Here is a 25,861-nt window from a genome sequence, read left to right on the forward strand (position 1 = left end):
CCCTATCCTCCCGGGAGGTACCGAATGAGTCTGCCCAGCTACCTGCGCGAACAGTGGTGGAGCCCAGCCGACGACGAGGGCGCAGCCGAGGTGCGCGACGCCTCCACCGGCGAGCTCGTCGCCCGCGTCAGCGCGGCGGGCGCCGACCTGGCCGGCGCGCTCGAGTACGCCCGCACAGTGGGGCAGTCCTCGCTCGGCGAGCTGACCTTCCACCAGCGCGCCGTGCTGCTCAAGCGGATGGCGCAGGTGCTGACCGAGCGCAAGCAGGAGCTCTACGACCTCTCGGCGCGCGCCGGCGCGACGAGGGCCGACGCCTGGATCGACGTCGACGGCGGCATCGGAACGCTGTTCACGTACTCCTCGAAGGGCCGCCGAGAGTTGCCGAACGCCCAGGTCGTCATCGACGGCGTGGCCGAGCCGCTGGCGAAGGACGGCTCGTTCCTCGGCGAGCACATCTACACCCGGCTGCCGGGCGTCGCGGTGCAGATCAACGCGTTCAACTTCCCGGTCTGGGGACTGCTGGAGAAGTTCGCGCCCTCGTTCCTGGCCGGAATGCCCACACTCGCCAAGCCGGCGACGCCGACTGCGTACGTCGCCGTGGGGATGGTGCGCATCCTCGTCGAGTCCGGCCTCCTGCCCGCCGGCACTCTGCAGCTGGTGTGCGGCGGCGTCTCCGGGCTGTTCGACCACCTGCGGCTGGGAGACCTGGTCGCCTTCACCGGGTCGGCCTCCACCGCCGAGCGACTGCGGGCGCACGACTCGGTGCAGACCGGCGGCGTGCGGTTCACCAGCGAGACCGACTCGATCAACGCGTCCGTGCTCGGACCGGACGCCCTCGCCGGCACACCGGAGTTCGACGCCTACGTGAAGCAGCTCGTGGTCGAGCTGACGGCGAAGGCCGGGCAGAAGTGCACGGCCATTCGACGCGCGATCGTGCCCGCGGCGGCCGTCGACGACGTGCTCGCGGCGGTCCGGTCGCGGATCGCCGAACGCGTCGTCGTGGGCGACCCGCGGGCGGAGGGCGTCACCATGGGCCCGCTCGCCTCACGGGAGCAGCGGGCGGAGGTGCTGCGCCAGGTGGCGCGGCTGGTGGAGGCCGGCGGCGAGCTGGCGATCGGCGGCCTCGACCAGCCGAGTGTGCGGCGCGCCGACGGCAGCTTCGGCGCCGAGCCAGAAGGCGCGTTCATGGCGCCGATCGTGCTGCGTTTCGCCGACGCGCGCACTCCCGAGGCGCACACGGTGGAAGCGTTCGGCCCCGTCGCCGCGGTGCTGCCATACTCGACGGCGGCGGAGGCCGCGCAGCTCGTCGCGCTGGGAGGTGGCTCGCTCGTCACCAGCGCAGCCACCCACGACCCGGAGTTCGCACGCGAGCTGGTGCTTTCGACCGCAGCGTACAACGGGCGCATCCTGCTGCTCGACCGCGACGACGCCCGCACCTCCACCGGTCATGGATCGCCGATGCCGCACCTGGTGCACGGAGGACCCGGCCGGGCCGGCGGCGGGGAGGAGCTCGGCGGTATCCGCGCCGTGCTGAACCACATGCAGCGCACGGCCATCCAGGGGTCGCCCGACCTGCTCACCGCGGTCACGGGCGTGTGGCACGAGGGCGCGGCCGCTGCGGCCGACGGGCCGCACCCGTTCCGCAAGTCGCTTGCGGCGCTGCGGATCGGCGACCAGGTGCGCTCCGACGCGCGCCGCGTCACGCTCGACGACATCGAGACGTTCGCGACCTTCACCGGCGACACGTTCTATGCGCACATGGACGAGGAGGCCGCGGCCGCCAACCCGTTCTTCCCCGGGCGCGTCGCGCACGGCTACCTGCTCGTGTCGTGGGCGGCCGGGCTGTTCGTCGACCCGGCGCCCGGCCCCGTGCTGGCGAACTACGGGCTCGAGAACCTGCGGTTCCTGACGCCGGTCTCGCCGGGCGACAGCATCCGCGTCGCCCTGACGGCCAAGCAGATCACGCCGCGCGAGACCGACGACTACGGCGAGGTGCGCTGGGACGCGCGCATCACGAACCAGCGCGACGAGCTGGTCGCCTCCTACGACGTTCTCACCCTCGTCGCGAAGGAGTGATCGCGACGAGGGGCACGCAAACGCGCCGAAACGCGGTTCCAGCGGCGTTCACGTGCCCCTCGGCGATCACGAGGTGATCACGCTCGAGCGCGGCGCCGACCTCCGATCAGGACCAGCAGAGCACCCACGAGAAGGGAACCCCCGGCCATGCCGCCGGCAACCAGGAACAGCCCGGCGTCCGCGCCCGTGTCGGCGAGCTCGGAGTTGGCTTCTGCCGGTGCAGCTGCGGTCGCGAGGCCTCCGCGGGAAACCGCAGCGCTCTCCCCCTCAGCGCTCGGAGACGCGCCCACGTCGTCACCAGGAGCAGGCGCCTCCGCCTCACCCTCGTCTGCAGCCGAGTCGACAGACGTCGGAGCGCTGGTGGCGACAGCGGGTGCGTAACCTGGGGCCCGTGCCGTGATGGTCACCGTTAGCGCGTGCCCGAGGTCGGCCGCGACAGGAGTATAGGTTCGGGAGTCCGCTCCATCGATCGGGACACCGTCACGGTTCCATCGGTAGCTCAGCTGTGCCGTCGTTGCGTCCCATTCGCCCGCGCTGGCGACGAGTTCGTCGCCGACGCGCGCTGCCGCCGGCTTGTCGATCGTGGGTGCGCCCATCGGAGCGACTCTGTACAGCTCGATCGGAAGCTCGATCACGATGCCGTCGAGGACGGTGCCCTGACCAACGGTGACCGATGCGCGTGGTCCCGCCGTCGAGACGCCCGTCGCGCCGTCCCACCAGCCGATGATCGGGTCCGAATCCACACCGCATTCAGCAACCCTGAGCGACACGTCCTGCGTCGCCGTATCAGGGGACGGAGTGAGTACCCGGAACGCGCCATCATCGTCGGTCACCTGCGTGAAGGGAGCGCCCGCTCCGCTCCTGACGTTTCCGTAGCCGTTCAATTGGACGCAGAAGCCCTCGGCCGGGGTTCCGTCGGCGTAGACGAGATGTCCGCTCACGACCGGCTCGGGCTCCAGCACGAGCGACACGACAGGGGTTCCACCGCCGACGGTGAGCGCGGTCACGGCCTGGGCCGTCGGCACCCCCTGCGTCCACTGCGATGCGAACACCGTGTACTCGCCGTCCGCCAGGCTTACCGCCCACGCGCCGTCCGCGTCGGTTCTGCCCTGTGCGATCGCTGTGGAGTCCTTGGGGCTGTCGATCTCGGACGCGTAGAACCGCTGGTCGAGGTCGCGATCTTTGTACGTGGTCGCATCGGACCGCCGATACACCTCCACATGGGCGTCGACGGCCGGCTGGCCGGCTGCGTCGAGCACCGACACGGTCGTTCGCTGCGCGGCCTCACCGACGAGTTCTACCTTGAGCGTGTTCACGCTGCCCTCGCTCACGTCGAAGATGGCTGAAGACGACCTGCTGTAGCTGACTCCATCCACGACCTGCGGAAGGACCCAGAACTGGACCCGCGTGGTGGAGTCCACATAGAGCGGAATCGACACGGAAGCCTCGATCCTGCCCTCGGGATCCGTTGTGTAGGACCCCACTGGGTTCCAGAAGATATCCTCCGGGATACCGTCGCCGTCCTTGTCGTAGGGAGGCCAGATGGGGCCATAGCCTCCCAGAACGACGACCTTGACGCCGGCAGCGGGTCGAGTGGGTTCACCTTCGACGGCGACGGTGACGTCGACGCGGACCTCGACTTCGGAGTCGGCGGCGACAGCCGGCGCGGTCGCGAGGAGCGAGCCGGCGACCAACGTGACGGTCGCGAGCGCCGCCGTCCACCAATAAGAGTGCGTTCGCATGAAAGTCCTTAATCTCTGTGCAACATAGAGATATTAGACTAAAATTTCAAATTCAGCCTAACAACCGGCCTGCGTGCTGCGTCAGATCCGTCACGACGATCTACGGAGGGCGAGCGCGAGGATGGTGTCGGCGAGGTCGTCGGGGGTGAGCGCGCCGGAGGGGTCGTACCACTCGGTGAGCGAGTTGATCATCCCGAACAGCAGGCGGGCGACGACCGCGGGGTCGGCGTCCGCGCGCAGCGCCCCCTCGTCGCGGGCCTCGACCACGAGCGCCGCGACAGCGTGGTCGAACGCGCGCCGACGCTGCAGCGCGGCCCGCTCGACGTCGGTGTTGCCGCGCACGCGCAACAGCAGGGTGACGTACGGGAGGCGGTCGGCGAGCACCAGCACAGCCTGGCGGAGTACGAGCGCGAGACGCTCGGCCGCCGTGCCCGACGCCTCCTCGGCGGCTCGCATGGCGCCCTCCAGGCCGTCGAGGGCTTCGTCGAGCGCGAGCGCGAGCAGTTCGTCCTTGGAGGCGACGTGGTGGTAGATCGCCGACTTCGACAGGCCGAGGCGCTCGGCGAGCATCCCGATGGAGGTCGCGTCGTAGCCGTGCTCGTTGAATGCGGCCACGGCGACTTCGAGGATGCCGCGCTGGTCGTAGCCGGGCCGGCCCCGGCGCAGGGGCTCGGCCGTCCGGGTGTCGGTCACCTGGACAGTGTGGCACGAACCGGGCAGGCACGCATATACTGAACGAACGATCAGTCAGTATTGATTTTCAGTGTCCCGGTTCGATGGAGAACACAGCATGACGAACACAGCGGAACGCACCACGACACCCGAGGCGGCCGAGGCTCTCTTCGAGCAGCTCATCGCCTCCGACTCGCGCATCGAGCCGCGCGACTGGATGCCCGACGCCTACCGGCGCACCCTCATCCGGCAGATGGCGCAACACGCGCACTCCGAGATCATCGGCATGCAGCCGGAGGCCAACTGGATCAGCCGCGCTCCGAGTCTCAAGCGCAAGGCCATCCTGATGGCCAAGGTGCAGGACGAAGCCGGTCACGGGCTCTACCTCTACTCGGCGACGCAGACCCTCGGCATCACCCGCGACGAGATGACCGAACAGCTCATCAGCGGCGCGGCCAAGTACTCGTCGATCTTCAACTACCCGACCCTCAGCTGGGCCGACATCGGCGCGATCGGCTGGCTCGTCGACGGCGCGGCGATCTGCAACCAGGTGCCGCTGTGCCGCTGCTCGTACGCTCCCTACGGCCGCGCGATGGTGCGCATCTGCAAAGAGGAGTCGTTCCACCAGCGCCAGGGCTTCGAGATCCTGCTCACGCTGATGCGGGGAACGCCCGAGCAGCAGCGGATGGCCCAGGACGCCGTGAACCGCTGGTACTGGCCATCGCTGATGATGTTCGGGCCTCCCGACGCCGACTCCCCCAACTCCGCCCGCTCGATGGCGTGGAAGATCAAGCGTTTCTCGAACGACGACCTGCGGCAGCGGTTCGTCGGCATGCTGGTGCCGCAGGCGGAGGTGCTCGGCGTGACCTTCCCCGACCCCGACCTCCGCTGGAACGACGAGCGCCAGGCCTACGACCTCGGCCCGATCGACTGGAGCGAGCTGCAGCGCGTGATCGCCGGTGAGGGTCCGTGCAACGCGCAGCGGCTGCAGCGCCGGCGCGAGGCCCACGAGGACGGCGCCTGGGTTCGCGAGGCTGCGGCGGCCTACGCTGCCAAGAAGGCCCAGGCACGGCAGGAGGCCGCGGCATGAGCGCGCCCGGCCAGCCGGCCCACGAGGTCTGGCCGCTCTGGGAGGTCTTCGTGCGAGCCTCCCGGGGTCTCAGCCACGTGCACGTCGGCTCGCTGCACGCCCCCGACGAGGAGCTCGCCGTCCGCAACGCCCGCGACCTCTACACCCGGCGCGGGGAGGGCGTCTCGATCTGGGTGGTCCGCTCCGACGCGATCACCGCGAGCGACCCCGACGCCAAGGACGCCTTCTTCACCTCGCCCGAGGGCAAGAACTACCGGCACGCCACCTACTACACCGAGAGCGAGGGGGTGAAGCACCTGTGACCGACACCACGCCGACGTCCGCCGACCACGAATTCGACCAGCACGGCCATGTCGAGCTCAGCGCCGTGACCCTCTCCGCCGAGTTCGTCGCCACCGAGGCCGCGGCCTCCGCCGACGTCGCCGAGTACGCACTCTGGCTGGGCGACGACTCGCTCGTTCTCGCCCAGCGGCTCGGCTGGTGGATCTCGCGGGCGCCCGAGTTGGAGGAGGACGTCGCGCTGGCCAACATCGCGCTCGACCTGCTCGGCCACGCGCGGTCGCTCCTGCGTTACGCGGGCACGGCCTCCGACCGCTCGGAGGACGACCTCGCCTACTGGCGCGACGAGCAGGACTTCCGCTCAGCACACCTCTTCGAGCAGCCGAACGGCGACTTCGCGCACACCATCGTGCGGCAGTTCGCGGCCTCCCACTACCTCTTCGAGCTGTACGAGCGGCTGCGCGCCTCGGCCGAACCGGTGCTCGCCGCGGTGGCCGCGAAGGCGGTCAAGGAGGTCGCCTACCACTGCGACCACGCCGACCAGTGGGTGCTCCGGCTGGCTCTCGGCACCGACGAGTCGCGCCGACGGACGCTCACCGCGTTCGACGACCTCTGGCCCTACGCGGGCGAGCTCTTCCGCGACGAGCCCTTGATCGACCGGCTGGAGGACATCGCGCCCCGACCGTCGACCCTGCGGGAGTCGTTCGACGCGGGCGTAGCCCCGATCGTGGCCGAGGCCGGGCTCGAGCTCCCCAGCACGTTCACCGCGGCGGGTGGAGGCCGGGGCGGCCGGCACTCCGAATACCTCGCCCCGCTGCTGGCGGAGATGCAGGTGCTGACCCGCGCACACCCGGGAGCGACCTGGTGACCGGCCATGCCGCGGAGGCGGGACGGGCCTGGGCGGCCGCTGCGGCGGTGCTCGACCCGGAGGTCCCCGTGCTCACGATCGAGGATCTCGGCGTGCTCCGGGCCGTCACGGTGACCGACGCCGGGGTGGAGGTCGTGCTCACGCCCACCTACTCCGGCTGCCCGGCGATGGACGCCATCCGCGAGGACGTCGTGCGCGCGCTCGCGGCCGAAGGATTCGGCGACGTGCGGGTCAGCCTCGCGCTCGCCCCGGCCTGGACGACCGACTGGATCAGCGACCACGGGCGTGCGGCGCTCCGCGACTACGGGATCGCGCCGCCTCCCGGCACCGGCCCGGTGCGGCTGACCCTGGGCGTCAAGTGCCCGCACTGCGACTCGCTCAACACGCACGAGGTCTCGCACTTCGGGTCGACTGCGTGCAAGGCGCTCTTCGTCTGCGACGCGTGCGGCGAGCCGTTCGACCACTTCAAGGCACTGTGAGGTCCCGCTGATGGCGCGTGCGCGATTCCACACGCTCGCGGTCGCCGAGGTGCGACCGCTCACCGCGGCGAGCGTCGAGGTGACCTTCGCGGTGCCCGAGAGCCTCCACGGCGAGTACGACTACCTGCCCGGCCAGCACGTCGCCCTGCGCGCGACCGTCGACGGGCGGGAGCTGCGGCGCAGCTACTCCATCTGCCGGCCGCCGTCGCGCGGCCGGATCAGCGTGGCGATCAAGCGCGACCTGGGCGGCGCGTTCTCCACCTGGGCCACTAGCGAGCTGCGGGCCGGCGACCGGATCGACGTGATGAGCCCGCAGGGCACGTTCACGATCGACCTCGGCGCGCTGGACGGGGTGCACGTCGCCGGCATCGCCGCCGGCTCGGGCATCACCCCGTTGATGGCGCTCGCCTCCAGCGTGCTCGCGGCCTCCCCGACCAGCTCGTTCACGCTGGTGTACACGAACCGCACGGCGATCGACGTGATGTTCCTGGAGGAGCTCGCCGATCTGAAGGACCGTTACCCGTCGCGCCTCGCGCTGCACCACGTGCTGTCGCGGGAACAGCGCACCGCGCCCCTCCTGTCAGGACGGATCGACGAGGAGCGGCTGCGCACCATCCTGGAGGCGCTGCTGCCGCCGAGCACGGTCGACGAGTGGTTCCTGTGCGGGCCGTTCGAGCTCGTGCAGCTCTGCCGCGACGTCCTGGAGACCTACGATGTTCCGCGCTCGAGCATCCACTTCGAGCTGTTCACGACCGGTGAGCCGGGCGAGGTTCGCGGCGACGTCGGCCATCCGGTGGTCGTGCACGACGGCGAGAAGACGGCCGAGATCGAGTTCACGCTCGACGGGCAGACCTCCATTGTGACCACTCCCGTGGACGCCAACGAGTCCGTGCTGAACGCCGCCCTGCGGGTGCGGCCGGACGTTCCGTTCGCCTGCACCGGCGGCGTCTGCGGCACCTGCCGCGCGCGACTGCTCTCGGGCGACGTGCGGATGACCGAGAACTACGCGCTGGAGCCGGAAGAGCTGGAGGCCGGTTACGTGCTCACCTGCCAGTCGCATCCGCTGACCGACCGCGTGGCGGTCGACTACGACGTGTGATGCCCGTTCTGACGGTCCTGACCGCCTTGACCGCCCTGACTGCCCTGTCCGCCGAGGAGGCGCCGTGATCGACCTGAGCATCCACGACGACATCGCGCGTGTCACGCTCAACGCCCCCGAGCGCCTCAACGCGCTCGGCCCTGACGACCTCCGCGCGCTCGACGCCGCGTACGCCGAGGCCGAGGCGGCCGGGGTGCGCGCGCTCGTGCTTCGCGGCGAGGGCCGGTCGTTCTGCGCGGGCCGCGACATCGCCGGTGTCGACCCGGCCACCGACGACGTGTCCGGCTACCTCGACGGCCTGGTGACGCCGCTGCTGCGGCGGATGAGCGCGTTCCCCGCCCCGACGTTCGCGGCGACGCGCGGCGCGGCCCTCGGCGTCGGGCTCGGCCTCCTCGTCGCCACCGACGTGGTGTTCGTCGCCGAAGACGCCAAGGTCGGCTCGCCGTTCGCCGCGCTCGGCGCCGCCCTCGACTCGGGAGGCCACTGGCTGCTGGTCTCGCGCCTCGGCCCGCACCGTGCGCTCGACCTGATCTACTCCGGGCGGCTGATCTCGGGGGCGGAGGCCGTGGCCGGCGGCCTCTTCAGCCGGGCGCTGCCCGCCGACCAGGTGGAGTCCACGGTCGAGGAGGCCGCGGCGAGTGCCGCCCGCGGGGCGACGCAGGCCTTCCTGGCGAGCAAGCGCATCGTCGCCGGCCTGGACGACGGCAGCCTCGACCTGTGGTCGTCACTCGCCGCCGAGAACGCCGCGCAGGCCGCCCTCCGCGACACCGCCGACTACCGCGAGGGCTTCGCCGCCTTCCAGCAGAAGCGCCCGCCGCACTTCGGAGCCCGCTGACCGACTCGCGAGTACGAAGACAGTCCGCGTAGTCGGCGGTTTTCGGCTGAATTCGCGCGTACTCGGCGGTTGCGCGAGAGGCGCGCAGCGCTCCCCACAGAGTAGACCCGGTGTTCTGTCTGCCCGTGGCCTCCCGCGCGCCGCACAATGCGCGCAGGGCGGGCATGGGCTTCGAAGATGTCCGTTCTACGCGACGCCCGGCGTGCGGGTAACACGCCGGACGTCGCGGCCGAGTGCCGCTCACCGTCCGACCGTCTCCGCATTCGGCGCGAATGTCGCCTCAGCTGCGCTGATGGACGACATTCGACGCACATGTCGGGCGACTGCTCACCTCGACGAAGCGCCTGCCTGGCGCGGCGTGATCCCGTGCGCATCGTCGAGCAACCGGTCGACCGCCGCCCGCGGGATCGGGATCCAGCTCGGGCGGTGGCGGGCCTCGTACGTGATCTCGTACACCGCCTTGTCGAGCTCGAAGGCGGTCAGCAACTCCGCGAACTCGTGCAGCACGTCTCCCGCGACCGACGCGTAACCGTCGAGGTACGCCTCCCGCGCGTCGGCCGCCCAGGCACGGGCATCGACGGGAGGCTCGCGCTGGGCGAGCGACCCTGAGACGTAGTCGAACGAGCGCAGCATCCCCGCGATGTCGCGCATCGTCGCGTCCGGCAGTGCGCGCTCGGCGAGCGGCCGCAACGGCTCGCCCTCGAAGTCGATGAACTGCCAGCCGCGGTCGGGCGAGAAGAGCACCTGGCCGAGGTGGAGGTCGCCGTGAATGCGCTGCAGAACCGGAAGAGGCGCGGCGGCCGCCGACTCGTACACCGCCGCGATCGCGGGCCGCAGCTCCCCGACCTCCGGCACCTCGGTGATCGTGATGGTGAGCCTGCGGAACATGCCGTCGAGGGCGGCCCTGACGTCCTCGACCGACGCGGGCCGGGTCGGGAGGACGCCGGCCATCACCCGATGCAGCTCGGCCGTGCCGGCTCCGAGAGCGAAGGCCCGGTCGGTGAAGTCCCACCCGCGCTCGGCGGCGCTGACCGCGAGTTCCCAGCCGTCCTCGGCCCCGAGGACGAAGTCCTGCATGAGCGCCAGCTCGCCCGTCGCCCTGTCATCGTCGACGTCGGGCCACGAGCCGGACAGCCAGCCGAGCAGGGCGGGCGTGCGCTCCGACCCGCCGGCGGTCAGGGCGGCGAGCGTGGAGATGTCCGGGTTCTCGCCGTCCTGGACGACCCGGAAGACCTTCACCAGAGCGAGCGCGCCGTCGCCGATCTCGGCGACGATGGAGGTGTTCGACTGCTCCGCTGAGAGCCTCCGCGACGAGAACACCGTGATGGGTCCGCCCAACGAGTGGCCGGACGCGCTGGCATGCACGCCGTCCGCGCTGCCCGCGCCCGTCATCAGCGCGACGAGCGCCGCGACGTACGCCTCCTCGACCGGCCCGTCGTACAGGTAGCGCCCGCCCGCCTCGCCGACGAACCCCGCCGGTTCGCCGTCACGCCGCACCCGCACGACGAGCGGCACCTGGTACACCCGTAGCGTGCGCGGGGCGTCGTCGCAGAAGAAATAGGTGACGATGCGCGAACCGTCGTCGGCTGTCTGCGGCGCCCGTTCGAGTTCGAACGAGCCCAGCAGCCGCAAGCGCGGTTCGACGGCCTTGGTCGAGTACCAGCGCTGGCGGCGCATCCACGAGCCCACCAGTTCCGTCAGTTCCGTCATGCCTGAACCGTACGCCCGTCAGCGCGTTCCGACGATGACTCCCCGGGCGGCGAGGAAGGGGTACGGGTCTATCTGCACGCCGTTCACCCGTACTTCGAGGTGGAGGTGGCAGCCGGTGGAGGCGCCGGTCGTGCCGATCTGGGCGATCGGCTGGCCCGCGGTGACTTGCTCGCCGACCGTCACTCCGATGCCGCCGTCGCGGATGTGCCCGTAGGCGGTCTCGACACCGCCTCCGTGGTCGATGAGGACGAAGTTGCCGTACGACCCGTTGGGGCCGGCCTCCACCACGACTCCGGCGGACGCGGCCACGATCGTGGTGCCGCAGGCGGCGCCGATGTCGTCGCCAGGGTGGAAGGGAGCTGTGCCGGCCGGGCGCGACGGCCGCGGGCCGAACTTGTCGGTCATCGGGCCGTGGACAGGGAGCGTCCACCCCGTGGGGATGGCCGACGGGTCGACCGTGAGCGCCAGCCAGCCGGTGCCCGCAGTGAGCAGCGTCGGCAGCTGATCCAGGGCCGCCGAGGTGGTGTCCACCTGGAGTTGGGCGTCGGAGACCGCCTGCTGGCTCGCATCGACGTCAATGCCTGCGAGCGCGTCGGCGGCGTGCTTCGCCTGGCTGCTCAGCGACTTGGCGCTAGCCGCATCGGCCGCCGCGTCGCGCAGCGCCGCTGTGCGGTCGTCGCTCAGCGTGCGCAAGCGCTGAACCGCGCCGAGCTTGCTGAGGAGGTCGCCGTGCGTTCCGAGCGCCGCCGCCAGCGGGTCGTCGGTGACGCCCTTCCAGCCGGCGGCGCGGATGAGCGCGGTCGCGAAGGCCGCGGATGCCGCCGCGCGCTTCTTCGCGGCTGTGGCCTGGGTGGCCAGGGCATCCGCCGAGGTCTTGGCCTGTTGCTGCTCGCGCTGGACGGCGAGGTTGGCGTTGGTCGCATCCACCAGGGCCTGTTGCGCTTCGGCCAGCTGGCTGGCGAGCTGCGCGGCCTGCTCCACGTCCGCGGTGTCGACCTGCTGGCTCGTGTTGACCAGGTCGGGCACCAGGAGGGGCACGTCGTCGATGGGTGCAAGCGTCTGCGTCGGGGTCGGCGTCGGCGTCGGGGTGGCAGTAGGCGTCGGTGTCGGGGTTGGTGTCGGGGTGGGCGTGGGGGTTGGTGTCGGGGTGGGCGTTGGCGTCGGAGTCGGCGTCGGATTCGACGTGGGTGTCGGCGCGGGTGAATCGGTCGGTCCGGGCGTCGGAACGGGGGCGGGCGTCGGAGTCGAGGTGGAGCAGTCGCCGCCGGAGCAATCGTCGGCCGTCGCGGGCAGCGGCGCGAGCACGAGCCCCACCGCCAGCGCGACCGCCGCCGCGTACGCCAGGCCACGGCGCAGGGGCGTGCCCTCGACGGGCGAGGCGGCGGAGCGCTGTCTGATGGGAGGGTCCGGCACGAGCAATGGCCCATTGCGCAGGAGGCTTTCGGGGCGACGCGCACGACCTCCATCGCCGCGGCGCGGGCGTTCGCGTCGTGTCTGCAGTCTGAAGCGTGCCAAAGCGTCCCGCATGATCACGCGAGCCCCCGGACGGGCGCCGGAACGGCCCGTCCTTGCATCCTGTCATCCGCGCGGCCGGCGGACAATCCCTCATGCGGGGGATCGGATGCGTCTCACAGCATCGGCACGCTAGCGTGAACGTTTGTGACCGAGAGTACCGAGACCGTCCGACCGCGCCGCTCCGCCCGCTCGACCGGGTGGAAGGCGCTCCTCCGGGATGTCGTGATCATCTTCGTCGTCGCGGTTCTGGTCTCGTTCCTGATCAAGACGTTCGTGGCGCGGTCGTTCTACATCCCCTCCGGGTCGATGGAGAACACGCTGCAGGTCAACGACCGGATCATCGTCAACGAGCTGCAGCCCAGAGTCTTCCCGCTGCAGCGCGGCGACGTCGTCGTCTTCAAAGACCCGGGCGGCTGGCTTCCGCCTGCCGCTCCGCGCACCGGCAACCCGATTCAGCTGGGCATCGGCGCCGTGCTCGACTTCGTCGGACTCGGAGCGTCGGACAGCGACCAGCACCTGGTCAAGCGCCTGATCGGGCTGCCGGGCGATCACGTGACGTGCTGCAACACGCTCGGCCAGATGAGCGTCAACGGGGTCCCGCTCAAGGAGCCGTACGTGCTGCTTCCCGTCGGCCAGCAGGCGGTCTCCGGCAAACCGTTCGAGGTCACCGTGCCGGAGGGCAAGGTCTGGGTGATGGGCGATAACCGCTACAACTCGGCAGACTCCCGCTACCACATGGAAGATCCGAACAAGGGCTTCGTCCCGCTCAGCGACGTCGTCGGGCGCGCCTTCGTGATCAGCTGGCCCGTGAGCCACTGGTCATGGCTGGACAACTACCCGACGACCTTCGCGGGCACCGAGCGCAAGAACGAGTAGCTCACCTCGAAAGGTGAGTTGCTGCGGGTATCTTCCCTGGAATACCCACAACAACTCACTCCTCGCGGTTCAGGCAGTATCGTCGGCCGCGTGACGATCGTGCGGATCCATCCCGTCCTGGGCAAGGACGCGCGCCTCGTCCTCCTGATCACCGGGGTCCTCGTCGGCGCCGCCGTCGGCTTCCTGCACATCATCGACTACGAACTGGGGAACGACACCGAGCGCGAGCTGCTGAGTCCGCAGCTCTTCCTGTACGGTCCGGCCGCTGCAGGCGTCGGGTTCGTCGCCGCTGCCGCGCTCTACGCGTGGTTCGCACGCGCACGGCTCGGCTACGTGGACTGGTGGCGGCACGTCTGCGGCACGGCGAGCGCGTTCGTCGCCGCGCTCGCCGGCTACAGCCTGCTCTGGTTCACCACTCCCCCGACCTACCTCGGCGGGCTCAGCGAGCCGCTCGGTGCGGCGATCGTCGCCGCGACCGTGGAGGTCGTGGTCGTCCGACTCATCCGGTCGGCACGCAATGTCGAGAGCGCGAAGCTCCATTCGACGTCCCAGTGAACCGACCGATTCGAAAGGACCGACAGACCGATGAAGTACATGATGTTCGTGATCACCGACTCCCAGCCCGACACCCAGACGGACGAGTCCGACGTCGACCTCTGGGTCGACGAGCTCGACGCGTCGGGCAAGCGCATCATCGGCGAAGTGTTGCAGCCGCAGACCGAGTCACGCGTCGTGCGGGTGCGCGACGGCAAGCGCTACGTGACCGACGGACCGTTCACCGAGACCACGGAGGTCATCTGCGGCTTCGACATCCTCGACGTCGACGACCTCGACGAGGCGATCGATATCGCCTCCCGTCACCCGATGGCGCGCAACGGTCAGCTCGAGCTGCGCCCGTTCATGGTGTGGGAGTGATGCGATAGCGGTGCTCCGGTCGCCCGGTCGCTCCGTAACGGAGCGCCACCTCCGCGAGCCCACGGGCGGCCAGCGCCGCGAGATAGCGCTGCGCGGTCGCTCGTGAGACGCCGATGGCGGCGGAGACCTCCGCTGTCGTGAGCTCGCCGCCCTGCAGCTGCTCGAGCACCAACTGCTCCGTCGTCGACCGCGGAGCGGACGACGCGACATCACCGGAGTGCAGGATGCGCAGCGCGCGCTCGACCGCCTCCTGGTCGGCGGACCGGTCATCGCGGAGCACATGCCTATAGCGCTGGTATGCGCCCAGGCGCTCGGAGAGCACGCGCGCGTCGAACGGCTTGATGATGTAGGCCAACGCCCCCGCCCGGAGCGCCCGACGGATCGTGGCCCCCTCCAGAGCGGCGCTGATCACGAACGCGTCGCTGTCGAGCTCCGCGAGCAGTTCCAGGCCGTCGCCGTCGGGCAGGAACACATCGAGAAGCACGAGATCGGGCGCCAGATCGCGTACGGCAGCCCGCGCCGCCCGGGCGGTCATGACGGGCTCCAGCGCGACGAAGCCAGTCCGCGCGTCCACGATGTCGCGGTGCAGCCCCGCGACCCGGAAGTCGTCGTCGACCACCAGCACCCGGAACTCGCCGCTCACGCCGTCACCGCCACGTCGACGACGCCGGGGAGCCGGGCGCAGAGCACGGCGCCGCCGGACGTTCCTCCCGGGTCGATGACCCAGACATCTCCCCCGCGGCGACGCGCCAGGTCGCGGCTCAGCGGGAGCCCGAACCCGGTGCCGTGGACGTTCGCGGCGCGCGCATCGGTCGCAGCCAGCGCAGGATCGAACGCCGCCGCGGGATCGCGCATCCCGGCGCCGGAGTCACCGACCGTCGCGAACAGGTCGCCTCGATCGTTCATGAGCTCCACCTCCACCCATCGCGGTTCGTCGCCGGCGACGGCCGCACGCACGGCGTTGTCGACGAGATTGCCGACCACGGTCGCGACGTCCTCCGGCTCGCAGATGGTTCCGGTGACGAGCGTCTCCGGCCCCAGAGACAGCAGCACGCCACGCTCGGCCGCCTCCACTCCCTTCGCGCCGAGGAGCGCCTGCAGATACGGCTCCTGGAGCCGATCGGCGTGCTCGAGCGGGAACTTGAGCGGCCCCCGCGCAACGAGCTCGCCCACATAGCCGCGAGCGTCGTCCGGCCGGCCGGCGTCGAACAGACCCGCCACCACGTGGAGGCGGTTGGCGAACTCGTGGCGTTGCGCACGCAGCGCGTTGGTCATCGCGGCGACGGCGTCGAGCCGTTCGGTGAGCGAGACGACATCCGTGCGGTCGCGCACCACGGCGGCCGCACCGACATCGAGCCCGTCGCGGGTGACGCGCCGGGCATCGACGTAGAGGACGCGCCCGGCGACCACGACCGTCTGCGTCGTCGGCTCCGCGGCAGCGCCGGGGGTGAGCGTGGAGGCCAGGGCGGGCGGCAGCCCCAGCGCCTCGACCGCGGCTCCGAGCGGGTCGACCAGCCCCAGCAGCTCCGCCGCTCGGCCGTTGCACACACTCACGACGCCGTGACGATCGACGGCGATCACGCCTTCTCCCACCCCGTCGAGCACAGCCGCCCGCTCGTGGAGGAGCGCCCCGAACTCCTCCGGCTGGAGCCCGAGGGTCAGCCTCGCCAGCCTGCGCCGAATCAGCATCGACGCCGCGGAACCGATGGCCAGCGCGACGAACGCCGTCGTCCCGATCGCAATGAGCAGCGCCGGCGCCTCCTCGAAGACGCTGGCGCTGGCGAAGCCGACGCTCACCTCGCCGACGGGTGTCGCCGTCCCGGGCGCGAGCACCGGGACCTTCGCTCGCGCGGACTCGCCGAGGGTCCCGGACTCCCAGGCGACGGACTCGCGTCCGGCCAGCGCGTCGGCGAAGCTCGTGCTCACCTGCTCGCCCAGCCGGCGTGGATCCGGATGGGCGAGCCGGATGCCGTGGTCGTCGGCGACCACCACGAAGAGCGCTCCGGTTCGTGCCCTGATGGTCTCGGCGAGGGGCTGGAGCGGACCCTTCCGGAGCTCCTCGGCCGTTGGAACTCCGGGCTCGGCGCTATACGCGGCGACAGCGGTTCGCACGTCCGAGTCCTCAGCGACCGTGCGGGCGATGGCGAGCGCGCTGTCCTGCGCGTCGCGCTGGAGCTGCTGCACGCCGTGCCACGCGAAGACTCCCGCGCTCACCACCACGACCGCCGAGACCGTTGCGAGCTGCAGGAGGAGGACGTGGGAGGCGAACCGCATGGTCCGAACATCGTATGCGGGCCTCGCGCCCAACCTCTGCTGAGCAGAACGAGCAAAACGGGATGATCGAGCTGATCTCCGCGAAACCAGCAATATCCGGTGCGATGCCGACTGCTTCCTTACGGTGTGGATGGTCCCGCGGGACTTTCCACCCGCCTCGACGAAGGAGTCGACGTGCTCGTCATCCTCGGATTCGCCATGATCCTCGTCTTCATGGCCCTCATCATGACCACGCGGTTGACGCCGATGGTCGCGCTCATCCTCGTGCCGACGATCTTCGGGCTGTTCGCCGGGGCCGGTCTCGGCATGGGCGACATGGTGATCGACGCACTGAAGGGACTCGCGCCCACGGCGGCCCTGCTGATGCTCGCGATCATGTACTTCGGGATCATGATCGATGTCGGGTTGTTCGATCCGCTCATCCGGTTCATTGTGCGGTTCCTGGGAGACGACCTGTCAAAGGTCGTGCTCGGCACTGCCATCCTGGCCGGCGCGGTCTCCCTCGACGGGGACGGCTCGACCACCTTCATCATCACCACCGCTGCGCTCCTGCCCATCTATCTGCGGCTCGGGATGAGCCCGGTCGTGCTGACGTGCGTCGCCGGCCTGGTCAACGGCACGCTGAACATCGTGCCGTGGGGCGGTCCGACCGCGCGGGCGGCCTCCGCGCTCAAAGTCTCGCCGAGCGACATCTACGTCCCGATGCTCCCCTCGCTCGTCGTCGGACTCGCGGTCGCTTTCGCTCTCGTGTGGTTCCTCGGCGTGCGCGAACGGAACCGGCTGCGGACGCTGACGCTCAGCGAGCCGTTCCTCACGGAGCGGGCGGATACGGAGCCGCGCAGCGCAGGGGCGGCGGCATCGGGACGTCGACGCTTCACGCTGCTGGGCGCCGGTCCCCTCCTCCGCGGAGCCCAGCCGGCACCCGGCGCGCACGGTTCGGTCGACACCACGGGGATCGTGACCGTGCGTCCGACCCCGGCGACAGGGACGGCGACGGTCGAGGCAGGCACTGACGATCGGATGTCCGGCACGGTGCTGGACCCGAATCGCCCGACCCTCCGACCGAAGCTCATCTGGTTCACCTGATCCTCACCGCCGCGGTGATGGTCCTCCTGGTCGTCGACCTGTTCCCGCTCGCGTACATCTTCATGGTCGGTTCGGCGATCGCCCTCGTGATCAACTTCCCGAAGCTGCGCAGCCAGGCCGACGAGATCGTCGCCCACGCCCCGAGCATCGTCGGCGTGGTCTCCATGGTGCTCGCCGCCGGCGTGCTCGTCGGTGTTCTCAACGGCACCGGCATGGTGACGGCGATGGCAGAGTGGGTGGAGGAGGTCATCCCCGCGTCGATGGGGCCGTCCCTGGCCGTGATCACGGGACTGCTCAGCATTCCGATGACGTTCTTTATGTCGAACGACGCGTTCTACTACGGCATCCTGCCGGTCCTCTCCGAGACCGCCGCGAACTACGGGATCAGCCCTGTGGAGATGGCCCGGGCCTCGATCGTCGGCCAGCCGGTGCACCTGCAGAGCCCGCTCGTGCCGGCCATCCTGCTGCTGGTCTCCCTCGCGAACGTGAACCTCGGCGATCATCACAAGAAGGTGCTGTGGCGAGCGCTTGTCGTGTCGCTGGTCATGCTCGTCGTCGGCGTACTGCTGGGCGCGGTGCCGTTCGGCTGATTCAACGCCCGAAGGGCACGTTAACGCCCCTAAATCCAAGTTTTAGGGGCGTTTGCGTGCCCCTCGACGATGAATGAAGGTCTCACGGCGAACTCTACCCGCGCTCGACGACCTCGAACCGATTCCCGTCGGGGTCGGTCGCCTGGAACATCGCCGGGACGCCGGGCCAGCGCAGAAGCTCTCCCACCGCGACCCCGCGTCGGGCGAGTTCCGCGTAGGTGTTCCCTGCGTCCAGGCTCTCGAACCGGATGCCGGTCTCGACTCCTGCCGGGACGTCGCCCCCGGCCTCCACGAGCGAGACCGACACCGCCGATCCCGGTGGCGCCAGCATGATCCAGCGTCCGCCCGTGGGCAGCGGCGCGTCCACGAGCACGTCGAATCCGAGCGTGTCTCGATAGAACGCCAGTGCGACGTCCTGGTCGCCGACCGGGATGCCGATCGTGTTCACCCCGATGATCCCTGTATCCGTCATGCGCGCATCCTCCTCCTGTCTTCGCCAAACGGCACCTCGTTGTCGCTCTCCGCTAGAACACGCGCGCCGAAGAGCGACAACGACGCCGTGCCCTTCGCGATGCTCAGCCGCGGCCTACCAGCGGCCGCACCTCGATGCCGCCATGGCCCTGCCGCGCCTCGGCGAGGGAGGCCGCGAGGGCGACCACCTCGTCCCGGTCGTCGCCCTCGACCAGGTAGAACCCGCCGACGACCTCCTTCGACTCGGAGAACGGCCCGTCGGTGGACTGCGGCTCCCCGTCCGCTCCCGTGCGCACCGCTGTCCCGGTGGACGTCGCCTGCAGCTCCCCCGCAGCGCGCACCCTGCCCGCCGCCTTCTCGTTGAACGCCCGGTGAGCCGCGTCGACCGCGCCGCGCTCGTCGTCGCTCAGCGCGTCCCAGCGGCTCTCGTCGCCGTGGATGAGGATCAGGTACTCGGTCATGTCTTCCCCTTCGTCGAATGTCGTGAACACCCTCACGTCGAACCGGGGAGGCGGTTTTCGACACCGGCCTCCCGGCTATACTGCTGACGTCCGGCCGTCCACCCGGCCCGGTGCTCGAAAAATGGGCACGAAACCGCGCTCCGCAGGCGGCAGCGCGCGAGACACACACGGATCATCGCACCTCCGTTCCCGTCTCGAAAGGCACCCTCATGCCCTCTGTCTCCGCTCACGTCGCCGCCGCTCTCGCCCACCACGTCGACCAGGTCTTCGGCGTCATGGGCAACGGCAACGCGCACTTCCTCGACGCCCTCGAGCGCGACGGGGCCGTTCCGTACACCCCGATGCGCCACGAGGCCGGCGCCGTCGTGGCCGCCGACGGCTACCATCGGGCGTCGGGGAGGCTGGCCGCGGCGACTGCGACCTACGGCGCCGGTTTCACGAACACCCTCACCGCGCTCGCGGAGGCAAGGCAGGCGCACATCCCGCTCGTGCTGGTCGTCGGCGACGAGCCCACGTCCGGCCCGCGGCCCTGGGGCGTCGACCAGATCGCGCTCGCCAGCGCGGTCGGCGCGCGCACGTACACGGTCGGCCGCACCGACGCCGCGGCCACCGCGGTCATCGCCGTCGAGCACGCGCTCACCTACCGAGTGCCGACCGTTCTCGCCATTCCGTATGACGTGGCCACGCGCGAGGCCGGCCCCGTGCCGGACGCGCCCTCACCTGCCGCACCCGCACCGCTCGCGCCCACCGGCCCGTTCGCCGCCCGCGCGATCGCCGAGGCCGCTGCAGCGCTCGCAGCCGCCGAGCGCCCCTTCCTCCTCGCTGGGCGCGGAGCCTGGATCTCGGGCGCCGGCACCGCCCTCGGCGCCCTCGCCGACGCGACCGGCGCGCTCACCGCGGGCACCGCGCTGGGCCGCGGCGTGTTCCCGGACGCCCGCTACGACCTCGGTGTCACCGGCGGCTTCGGCGCGGAGCGGGCGATGGAGACCGTGCGCACGTCCGACGTCGCCGTACTGTTCGGCGCCTCCCTCAACCCGTTCACGATGCGGTTCGGCGACCTGTTCGCGCCTGGCACCCGGGTCATCCAGGTGGACGTCGCCCCGGCGGCCACTCACCCGCACGTGGGAGCGTACGTGCGCGGCGATGCCCGCCTCGTCGCCGAGGCCCTCGTGGAGGAGCTGCGCGCTCTCGGCGGGGCGCCCTCGGGCTGGCGCGAATCGGTCGACATCGCCGACCTCGTCGCCCGCCCGGCCGGTGACGGCCTCGCCGCCGACGGCCGCCTCGACCCGCGCTCGGCCGCAGCCCGCATCGGCGAGCTGCTGCCCGCCGACCGGGTCGTCGTCTCCGACGGCGGGCACTTCATCGGCTGGGCCAACATGTACTGGCCGGTCGCCTCCCCCGACCGCATGATCATGGTGGGCACGGCGTACCAGTCGATCGGTCTCGGCTTCCCGAGCGTGGCCGGCGCCGCGCTGGCCCATCCCGAGTCCACCGTCGTGCTCACGACCGGCGACGGCGGCGGCCTGATGGCGCTGGCCGACCTGGAATCCGCTGTGCGCGTAGCCGGTGGCCGCGGGCTGGCCGTGGTCTGGAACGACGCCGCCTACGGCGCGGAGGTGAACCTGTACGGCTTGAAGGGCCTGGCGCAGGGTCCGATGCGCATCCCGGAGGTCGACTTCGCCGCCCTCGGAGCCGCCGTCGGCGCGAAGGGCGTCGTGGTGCGCACGCTCGCTGACCTGGAGGCCCTCGCGGAGTGGGCCGCACGCCCGGCGGACGAACGGCCGTTCCTGGTGCTCGACCTGCGGATCTCCGGCGCGGTGATCGCCCCGTACCAGGAGGAGATCATCCGTGTGAACCGTTGACTCACGGATACCTTCCGGCCGTCCGGTCATATTGCTTGTCGGGAGACTTCTTCTGTCAAACCAAACTCACCGAGCGGGGGATGTCGGTACACGCGAGTTACGCGACGAGTTCGGTGATGCTTCAGGCATCACTTTTCGACAACTGACAGACGAAAGCTCCGAACTCGGCCCGTGAGAGTCTCAGCGGCCGATAAGCCAACAGGAACGAGACCACAATGCGACTCGACTCTGACGATGACTTCTTCACCTCAGACGACGCTTCGGCACTTCGACGTCCGCCTGGAACGGGAGATCTCGTTGCATCGATTGTGTGGCTCGTTCTTCTCATCCTTTCGGGTGCAGTGCTCTCGTTCATCGTGATCCTCGAACTGACGGGCGTGGCAGCGTGCAGCGGGAATCCCGAAGCGTGCGATCTGGGGCTTCTCGCGATGACTATTTGGATCACGCCGATAACAGCGGCAGTCGCTTTTCTCCTGACGATCGTCGCGCTCGTCGCGCGGATGGGAGCACCCCGACGTACGTGGTGGGTGCCTTTCCTCGGAAACGTCGCGACGTTTGCGGCATTTCTGGTCGCCTCGTTACTTGTAGCGTCTGCGCTTCAAGGGGCCAGAGGTTAGAAAACCACTTGCAGTGAACTCATAACAGCTCTCGGCATTTCTTCCCGACCGATACGCCTCTCCGGCCGATAGTGACGGACGCACAGCAGCCGGCACTGATCGCGGTGACCCCGATACCGGGTCCGAACGACACCGGCGAGGTCTTCACCGTGACCGACGCCACCACCACCGTCGGCTGCTACGCAGCGGCGAACGGGCTCGCGGCCCTCCCCTGGCGGGAGCGGCCGCGCGACCAGCGGTGGACGCAGGGCATCCCCGCTACATGTGCTCGGGAACCGAGCTACCACGCAGGACGTATTCGCGCGCGTTCGTCGCGGCGGCGGATGACTTTCGTCACAGATGACAGCGCCAGAGAAAGCCCCGAACGCGCTGAGCGCCAGAGGAAATCCACAAGCGCACAAGGCGCGACGGAACAACACAGAGCCGACTGCGGGGTTCGAACCCGCGACCGCTCGCTTACAAGGCGAGTGCTCTACCAGCTGAGCTAAGTCGGCGACGACGGGAGCCCGTCGCGAACCATTCTAGAGGATGCGCGACGGGCGCTCCGCGGCCGGGAGGGGCGGCGACGGGGCTCAGCTGCCCGCGCTCGGCGAGGGGGTCGGGGTGGCCGTCGACGAGTACTCGTCACCCTGCGCCTGCAGCACGAACGCCTTGAAGTCGTCCGCGTTCGTGAGCGAGCCGGTGTACGGCTTGCCGTTCACGAGCACGAGCAGGGCGTTCGTCATCTTCTTGACGTCGGAGTCCGGGATGGGGCCGCTGAGGGCGCGGTCGCTCGCCGTGCCGACCCAGGTCTTGAAGCGGCCGTCGTCGATGCACGAGTTCACGTCCGATACGGAGGCTCCGGAGGCCGCAGCGCGCTTCTTGAGCTCCTGGTCGCTCAGCCCGGGGCCGCCCTCGGCCGGCTGGGCGGTGAACAGCGATTGGTTGAACGCCCAGAACGCCTTCGGCGAGTAGTTGGCGACGCAGGCGGCGGCGTTCGCCGCCCGCAGCGAGTAGCGGGTGCCGGCCGAGTGGCTGGTGTAAATGGCGACGGGGTGCATCTCCACCGTGACGGCGCCGTTCTTCACCAGCGGCTGCAGCTGCTTGAGGTTTGTGCGCTGGAACTGACCGCACAGCTTGCACAGGTAGTCCGCGTAGATGCGGATGTCGACGGCGCTCCCGGACGGATCGGGCGCGCTCGCGATGGGCTTGGCGTCGGCGGCGAGCGCCGGGGTCGCCTTGACCTTCAGGCCCGAGCCGACGACGACGCCGTCGCTGGCCATGTTCTTCGGGCCGGGGACAGTCGGTCGGATCGCGCCCATGATGACCACGGCGACGATGGCCACGATGACAAGGACTCCGAGCACGATGCCGCCGGACAGGAGCGTCTTGTTCCTGCGGTCCTTGCGCTGCTGGTTCGTGCGGAGCTGTCGGGCTTTCTCCCGGGCTGCCGCGCGGACATCGCCGCTGCGGCTCTCGTCGAGGTCGGTCATGGAACTCATATCTTCAGGCGTATCGGCTCTCGGGGTAGGCGGCGCCGTGCGCGGAGGGACGCATCGGCGGGGACGTGCGTGAGCTAGACGCAACCGGACGATCGTATTCCGGCAGTCTGGGAATAGACCAGACATACGCCGTTCGAGTTCCGAGCACCACCTCCACGTCGCCCCCCGAACGCGGGCCAGCGGCCTCCGCGGACGTGTGGTCGAAGGGACCCCTCGGATGCCTTACTATGGGGGTCGTGGCATCGACGCCCCCAGACGTCGACGCCACGTCTATTCCATTCACAACGGATCGTCCGGCACGTACCTGCCGGTGAAGGAGACAAAAGAAAAATGGCGACTGTCACCTATGACAAGGCGACCCGGCTGTACCCGGGTTCCAACCGCCCCGCGGTCGACGCTCTCGACCTCGACATCGCAGACGGCGAGTTCCTCGTCCTGGTCGGCCCCTCCGGTTGCGGCAAGTCCACCTCGCTCCGCATGCTCGCGGGCCTCGAAGAGGTCAACGACGGCAACATCTTCATCGGCGAGCGCAACGTCACCGACGTGCCGCCGAAGGACCGCGACATCGCGATGGTGTTCCAAAACTACGCTCTGTACCCGCACATGACGGTCGCCGAGAACATGGGCTTCGCGCTCAAGATCGCCGGCATCGGCAAAGACGAGCGCGCCTCCCGCGTGCTCGAGGCCGCCAAGCTGCTCGACCTGGAGCCGTACCTCGGCCGCAAGCCGAAGGCCCTCTCGGGTGGTCAGCGTCAGCGTGTCGCCATGGGCCGTGCGATCGTCCGTTCGCCCCAGGTGTTCCTCATGGACGAGCCGCTGTCGAACCTCGACGCCAAGCTCCGCGTGCAGACCCGCACGCAGATCGCCTCGCTCACCCGCCGCCTCGGCGTCACCACGGTGTACGTCACCCACGACCAGACCGAGGCGCTCACCATGGGCGACCGCATCGCGGTCCTCAAAGACGGCGTGCTGCAGCAGGTGGGCACCCCGCGCGACCTGTACGCCCAGCCGAGGAATGTCTTCGTCGCCGGCTTCATCGGCAGCCCGGCCATGAACCTGTTCACGGCCGACGTCACCGACGGCGGCATCAAGTTCGGCACCACGGTCGTCCCGGTCGAGCGCGACGTGCTCGGCAGCGCCGGCAACTCGGTCACCATCGGTGTGCGTCCGGAGGACGTCGTCGTCTCCACCGCGGAGAGCGGCGGACTGAAGGTCGCGGTCGACCTCGTCGAGGAGCTCGGCGCCGACGGCTACCTCTACGGCCACGCGGAGGTCAACGGCAAGCGCACCGACATCGTCGCGCGCGTCGACGGACGTGTGCACCCGAACGCGGGCGACACCGTCTACATCACCCCGAAGCCGGGGCACGTCCACCTGTTCCACGCGGAGTCGGGCGAGCGCCTCGGCGGCGCGGTCGTCGACTAAGGTCGCCGAAGAACATCCTCACTCTGCCGCAGTCCGTTCTCGGGCTGCGGCAGAGCGCTTTCCGCACCACTCGTTCCTGGAGGCTCTGTCATGGCCGGCTCTGTCAACATCACCGCGGCGACTGTCGATCCCGCGCTGCTCGATCTCCCGTGGAACCTCCCGTTGGACCAGTGGTCGAACGAGCACATCGCCCTGCTGCCGAAAGGCATCAGCCGGCACCTCGTGCGCTTCGCGAACCTCTCCGGTTACGTCATCGCCATCAAGGAGACGACCGCGGAGATGGCGCAGCGCGAGTACGAGATGCTGCGCACCCTCCAGCGCCTCGACGTGCCGTGCGTCGACCCGGTAGCGGTCATCAAGAACCGCACCGACGATGGCGGCGACCCGCTCAACGCCGCACTGGTCACGCAGCACCTCAAGTTCTCGCTCCCCTACCGCGCCCTGTTCTCCCAGACGCTGAGGCCCGACACGGCGACGCGTCTCGTCGACGCCCTCGCCGTGCTGCTGGTGCGCCTCCACATCGTCGGGTTCTTCTGGGGCGACGTCTCGCTCTCCAACACGTTGTTCCGGCGCGACGCGGGCGCGTTCGCCGCCTACCTGGTAGACGCGGAGACCGGGCAGATCTACGACGGCCTCTCGAACGGACAGCGAGAGAACGACCTCGAGATCGCCCGCGTCAACATCGCGGGCGAGCTGATGGATCTGGAGGCGGGCGGACGCGTCGACGAGGAGCTCGACCCGATCAAGGTGTCGAACGGGATCGTCGCCGCGTACCGGTCGCTCTGGAAGGAGCTCACCGGCAGCGAGTCGTTCTCGTCGTCGGAGCGCTGGCGGATCAGCCAGCGCGTGGAGCGTCTCAACGAGCTCGGCTTCGACATCGAGGAGCTCGCGATCAAGACCTCCGACCAGGGCACGACCGTCCGCATTCAACCGAAGGTCGTGGATGCGGGGCACCACTCGCGGCGTCTGCTGCGCCTGACCGGGCTCGACACCGGCGAGAACCAGGCGCGACGGCTGCTGAACGACCTCGACTCGTACTCGGCGACCCTCGGCAAGCGCGGTCTGGACGACGAGGCGATGGCCCACGAGTGGCTGATGCGCGTCTTCGAACCGGTCGTCCGCGCCATCCCCAGCGACCTGAAGGGCAAGCTGGAGCCCGCCGAGGTGTTCCATCAGCTGCTCGAGCACCGCTGGTTCATGTCGCAGAGCGAAGGACGCGACGTGCCGTTGGCGGAGGCCCTGACCTCCTACATCAACGACATCCTCCGGCACCGCCGCGACGAGGCCACCGTCGTCGGGCCGCCCACCGAGACGATGAGCATTCCGGCGATCCGGCGCGCCGCCGGACTCGAGCAGGACGATGACGAGGACGACTGGCGCTCCAAGGTCTGAGTGCGCCCCGTGTCGCTGCGCCGCTCTAGCCGCTGGCCCAGCGCCC

Annotated in this window: 22 protein-coding genes, 1 tRNA gene and 1 pseudogene; 14 read left to right on the plus strand and 10 right to left on the minus strand. The window is 69.9% G+C overall.

Translation table 11 applies throughout. From position 1 onward, the window contains the following. The first annotated feature begins 24 nt into the window (after positions 1 to 24). The gene (paaZ, locus tag ACPPVW_RS02505) at positions 25 to 2,076 is read left to right on the plus strand and encodes a phenylacetic acid degradation bifunctional protein PaaZ (RefSeq protein WP_426624975.1); all 2,052 of its coding nucleotides are present in this window, start codon (positions 25 to 27) and stop codon (positions 2,074 to 2,076) included. 77 nt (positions 2,077 to 2,153) lie between these two features. Here the strand turns inward: paaZ and ACPPVW_RS02510 are convergent, their stop codons facing one another. Further along, complete coding sequence (locus ACPPVW_RS02510) at positions 2,154 to 3,818, minus strand: hypothetical protein (RefSeq protein ID WP_426624976.1); 1,665 nt, start codon at positions 3,816 to 3,818, stop codon at positions 2,154 to 2,156. 90 nt (positions 3,819 to 3,908) lie between these two features. Then, a complete protein-coding gene (locus tag ACPPVW_RS02515) occupies positions 3,909 to 4,511 on the minus strand; it encodes a TetR/AcrR family transcriptional regulator (protein WP_426624977.1) in 603 nt (200 codons plus the stop codon). Between the two features lie 97 nt (positions 4,512 to 4,608). Here ACPPVW_RS02515 and paaA point away from each other — a divergent pair, with 97 nt between their 5' ends. From paaA to ACPPVW_RS02545, 6 genes are all read left to right on the plus strand, one after another. After that, on the plus strand, positions 4,609 to 5,580 hold the full coding sequence (gene paaA / locus ACPPVW_RS02520) for a 1,2-phenylacetyl-CoA epoxidase subunit PaaA (protein ID WP_426624978.1): 972 nt from the start codon (positions 4,609 to 4,611) through the stop codon (positions 5,578 to 5,580). Then, complete coding sequence (gene paaB, locus ACPPVW_RS02525) at positions 5,577 to 5,882, plus strand: 1,2-phenylacetyl-CoA epoxidase subunit PaaB (RefSeq protein WP_426624979.1); 306 nt, start codon at positions 5,577 to 5,579, stop codon at positions 5,880 to 5,882. Before paaA ends, paaB begins: the two co-directional genes overlap by 4 nt. Continuing rightward, complete coding sequence (paaC, locus tag ACPPVW_RS02530) at positions 5,879 to 6,727, plus strand: 1,2-phenylacetyl-CoA epoxidase subunit PaaC (protein WP_426624980.1); 849 nt, start codon at positions 5,879 to 5,881, stop codon at positions 6,725 to 6,727. The genes paaB and paaC overlap by 4 nt, the downstream gene beginning before the upstream one ends. Next, complete coding sequence (gene paaD, locus ACPPVW_RS02535; protein ID WP_426626237.1) at positions 6,721 to 7,206, plus strand: 1,2-phenylacetyl-CoA epoxidase subunit PaaD; 486 nt, start codon at positions 6,721 to 6,723, stop codon at positions 7,204 to 7,206. The genes paaC and paaD overlap by 7 nt, the downstream gene beginning before the upstream one ends. A 10-nt stretch (positions 7,207 to 7,216) precedes the next feature. Next, positions 7,217 to 8,305 carry a 1,2-phenylacetyl-CoA epoxidase subunit PaaE gene (gene paaE / locus ACPPVW_RS02540; protein ID WP_426624981.1) on the plus strand — a complete coding sequence of 363 codons (1,089 nt, stop codon included), beginning with the start codon at positions 7,217 to 7,219 and terminating at the stop codon, positions 8,303 to 8,305. Positions 8,306 to 8,369: 64 nt separating this feature from the next. Then, complete coding sequence (locus ACPPVW_RS02545; RefSeq protein WP_426624982.1) at positions 8,370 to 9,140, plus strand: enoyl-CoA hydratase/isomerase family protein; 771 nt, start codon at positions 8,370 to 8,372, stop codon at positions 9,138 to 9,140. A 327-nt stretch (positions 9,141 to 9,467) separates the two neighbouring features. Here the strand turns inward: ACPPVW_RS02545 and ACPPVW_RS02550 are convergent, their stop codons facing one another. Together ACPPVW_RS02550 and ACPPVW_RS02555 are read right to left on the minus strand one after the other, a co-directional pair. Then, on the minus strand, positions 9,468 to 10,850 hold the full coding sequence (locus ACPPVW_RS02550) for a maltokinase N-terminal cap-like domain-containing protein (RefSeq protein ID WP_426624983.1): 1,383 nt from the start codon (positions 10,848 to 10,850) through the stop codon (positions 9,468 to 9,470). Between the two features lie 18 nt (positions 10,851 to 10,868). Then, on the minus strand, positions 10,869 to 12,263 hold the full coding sequence (locus tag ACPPVW_RS02555; protein ID WP_426624984.1) for a M23 family metallopeptidase: 1,395 nt from the start codon (positions 12,261 to 12,263) through the stop codon (positions 10,869 to 10,871). Positions 12,264 to 12,509: 246 nt separating this feature from the next. On the opposite strand from ACPPVW_RS02555, the gene lepB reads away from it, so the two are divergent. The 3 genes from lepB to ACPPVW_RS02570 all read left to right on the plus strand — a co-directional run bounded on the left by lepB (position 12,510) and on the right by ACPPVW_RS02570 (position 14,156). Next, complete coding sequence (gene lepB, locus ACPPVW_RS02560; protein ID WP_426624985.1) at positions 12,510 to 13,241, plus strand: signal peptidase I; 732 nt, start codon at positions 12,510 to 12,512, stop codon at positions 13,239 to 13,241. Between the two features lie 90 nt (positions 13,242 to 13,331). Then, positions 13,332 to 13,796 (plus strand): hypothetical protein, encoded by a 465-nt coding sequence (locus ACPPVW_RS02565; RefSeq protein ID WP_426624986.1) that lies wholly within the window; start codon positions 13,332 to 13,334, stop codon positions 13,794 to 13,796. A 30-nt stretch (positions 13,797 to 13,826) separates the two neighbouring features. Then, positions 13,827 to 14,156, plus strand: coding sequence for a YciI family protein (locus tag ACPPVW_RS02570; protein WP_426624987.1), 330 nt, complete (start codon positions 13,827 to 13,829; stop codon positions 14,154 to 14,156). Here ACPPVW_RS02570 and ACPPVW_RS02575 read toward each other — a convergent pair. Then, positions 14,140 to 14,799 (minus strand): response regulator, encoded by a 660-nt coding sequence (locus ACPPVW_RS02575; protein WP_426624988.1) that lies wholly within the window; start codon positions 14,797 to 14,799, stop codon positions 14,140 to 14,142. The genes ACPPVW_RS02570 and ACPPVW_RS02575 overlap by 17 nt on opposite strands. After that, the gene (locus ACPPVW_RS02580) at positions 14,796 to 16,430 is read right to left on the minus strand and encodes an ATP-binding protein (protein ID WP_426624989.1); all 1,635 of its coding nucleotides are present in this window, start codon (positions 16,428 to 16,430) and stop codon (positions 14,796 to 14,798) included. The genes ACPPVW_RS02575 and ACPPVW_RS02580 overlap by 4 nt, the downstream gene beginning before the upstream one ends. A 198-nt stretch (positions 16,431 to 16,628) precedes the next feature. Here ACPPVW_RS02580 and ACPPVW_RS02585 point away from each other — a divergent pair. After that, positions 16,629 to 18,106: pseudogene (locus tag ACPPVW_RS02585) on the plus strand (CitMHS family transporter). A 94-nt stretch (positions 18,107 to 18,200) separates the two neighbouring features. Here the strand turns inward: ACPPVW_RS02585 and ACPPVW_RS02590 are convergent. Then, positions 18,201 to 18,578 (minus strand): VOC family protein, encoded by a 378-nt coding sequence (locus ACPPVW_RS02590; protein ID WP_426624990.1) that lies wholly within the window; start codon positions 18,576 to 18,578, stop codon positions 18,201 to 18,203. A gap of 103 nt (positions 18,579 to 18,681) precedes the next feature. Beyond that, the gene (locus ACPPVW_RS02595) at positions 18,682 to 19,038 is read right to left on the minus strand and encodes a YciI family protein (RefSeq protein ID WP_426624991.1); all 357 of its coding nucleotides are present in this window, start codon (positions 19,036 to 19,038) and stop codon (positions 18,682 to 18,684) included. Positions 19,039 to 19,247: 209 nt separating this feature from the next. Between ACPPVW_RS02595 and ACPPVW_RS02600 the strand changes: the two genes are divergently transcribed. Further along, positions 19,248 to 20,900 carry a thiamine pyrophosphate-binding protein gene (locus ACPPVW_RS02600; protein WP_426624992.1) on the plus strand — a complete coding sequence of 551 codons (1,653 nt, stop codon included), beginning with the start codon at positions 19,248 to 19,250 and terminating at the stop codon, positions 20,898 to 20,900. Positions 20,901 to 21,938: 1,038 nt separating this feature from the next. Here the strand turns inward: ACPPVW_RS02600 and ACPPVW_RS02605 are convergent. Further along, a tRNA-Thr gene (locus ACPPVW_RS02605) sits at positions 21,939 to 22,011 on the minus strand. Positions 22,012 to 22,089: 78 nt separating this feature from the next. Then, positions 22,090 to 22,998, minus strand: coding sequence for a DsbA family protein (locus tag ACPPVW_RS02610; RefSeq protein WP_426624993.1), 909 nt, complete (start codon positions 22,996 to 22,998; stop codon positions 22,090 to 22,092). A 330-nt stretch (positions 22,999 to 23,328) separates the two neighbouring features. Here ACPPVW_RS02610 and ACPPVW_RS02615 point away from each other — a divergent pair, with 330 nt between their 5' ends. Both ACPPVW_RS02615 and ACPPVW_RS02620 read left to right on the plus strand, forming a co-directional pair. Then, positions 23,329 to 24,423 carry an ABC transporter ATP-binding protein gene (locus tag ACPPVW_RS02615; protein ID WP_426624994.1) on the plus strand — a complete coding sequence of 365 codons (1,095 nt, stop codon included), beginning with the start codon at positions 23,329 to 23,331 and terminating at the stop codon, positions 24,421 to 24,423. A 90-nt stretch (positions 24,424 to 24,513) separates the two neighbouring features. Then, positions 24,514 to 25,815, plus strand: coding sequence for a DUF4032 domain-containing protein (locus ACPPVW_RS02620; RefSeq protein WP_426624995.1), 1,302 nt, complete (start codon positions 24,514 to 24,516; stop codon positions 25,813 to 25,815). The last annotated feature ends 46 nt before the right edge of the window (positions 25,816 to 25,861 follow it).

This window comes from Leifsonia sp. McL0607 (assembly GCF_049993355.1).
Lineage (GTDB): Bacteria > Actinomycetota > Actinomycetes > Actinomycetales > Microbacteriaceae > Leifsonia.

Excerpts from the sequence above, each read along its gene's own strand:
- paaZ (WP_426624975.1), top strand. The coding sequence starts at position 25 with ATGAGTCTGCCCAGCTACCTGCGCGAACAGTGGTGGAGCCCAGCCGAC.
- ACPPVW_RS02510 (WP_426624976.1), bottom strand. The coding sequence starts at position 3,818 with ATGCGAACGCACTCTTATTGGTGGACGGCGGCGCTCGCGACCGTCACG.
- paaA (WP_426624978.1), top strand. The coding sequence starts at position 4,609 with ATGACGAACACAGCGGAACGCACCACGACACCCGAGGCGGCCGAGGCT.
- paaB (WP_426624979.1), top strand. The coding sequence starts at position 5,577 with ATGAGCGCGCCCGGCCAGCCGGCCCACGAGGTCTGGCCGCTCTGGGAG.
- paaE (WP_426624981.1), top strand. The coding sequence starts at position 7,217 with ATGGCGCGTGCGCGATTCCACACGCTCGCGGTCGCCGAGGTGCGACCG.
- ACPPVW_RS02550 (WP_426624983.1), bottom strand. The coding sequence starts at position 10,850 with ATGACGGAACTGACGGAACTGGTGGGCTCGTGGATGCGCCGCCAGCGC.
- ACPPVW_RS02570 (WP_426624987.1), top strand. The coding sequence starts at position 13,827 with ATGAAGTACATGATGTTCGTGATCACCGACTCCCAGCCCGACACCCAG.
- ACPPVW_RS02580 (WP_426624989.1), bottom strand. The coding sequence starts at position 16,430 with ATGCGGTTCGCCTCCCACGTCCTCCTCCTGCAGCTCGCAACGGTCTCG.
- ACPPVW_RS02590 (WP_426624990.1), bottom strand. The coding sequence starts at position 18,578 with ATGACGGATACAGGGATCATCGGGGTGAACACGATCGGCATCCCGGTC.
- ACPPVW_RS02595 (WP_426624991.1), bottom strand. The coding sequence starts at position 19,038 with ATGACCGAGTACCTGATCCTCATCCACGGCGACGAGAGCCGCTGGGAC.
- ACPPVW_RS02600 (WP_426624992.1), top strand. The coding sequence starts at position 19,248 with ATGCCCTCTGTCTCCGCTCACGTCGCCGCCGCTCTCGCCCACCACGTC.
- ACPPVW_RS02610 (WP_426624993.1), bottom strand. The coding sequence starts at position 22,998 with ATGAGTTCCATGACCGACCTCGACGAGAGCCGCAGCGGCGATGTCCGC.
- ACPPVW_RS02615 (WP_426624994.1), top strand. The coding sequence starts at position 23,329 with ATGGCGACTGTCACCTATGACAAGGCGACCCGGCTGTACCCGGGTTCC.
- ACPPVW_RS02620 (WP_426624995.1), top strand. The coding sequence starts at position 24,514 with ATGGCCGGCTCTGTCAACATCACCGCGGCGACTGTCGATCCCGCGCTG.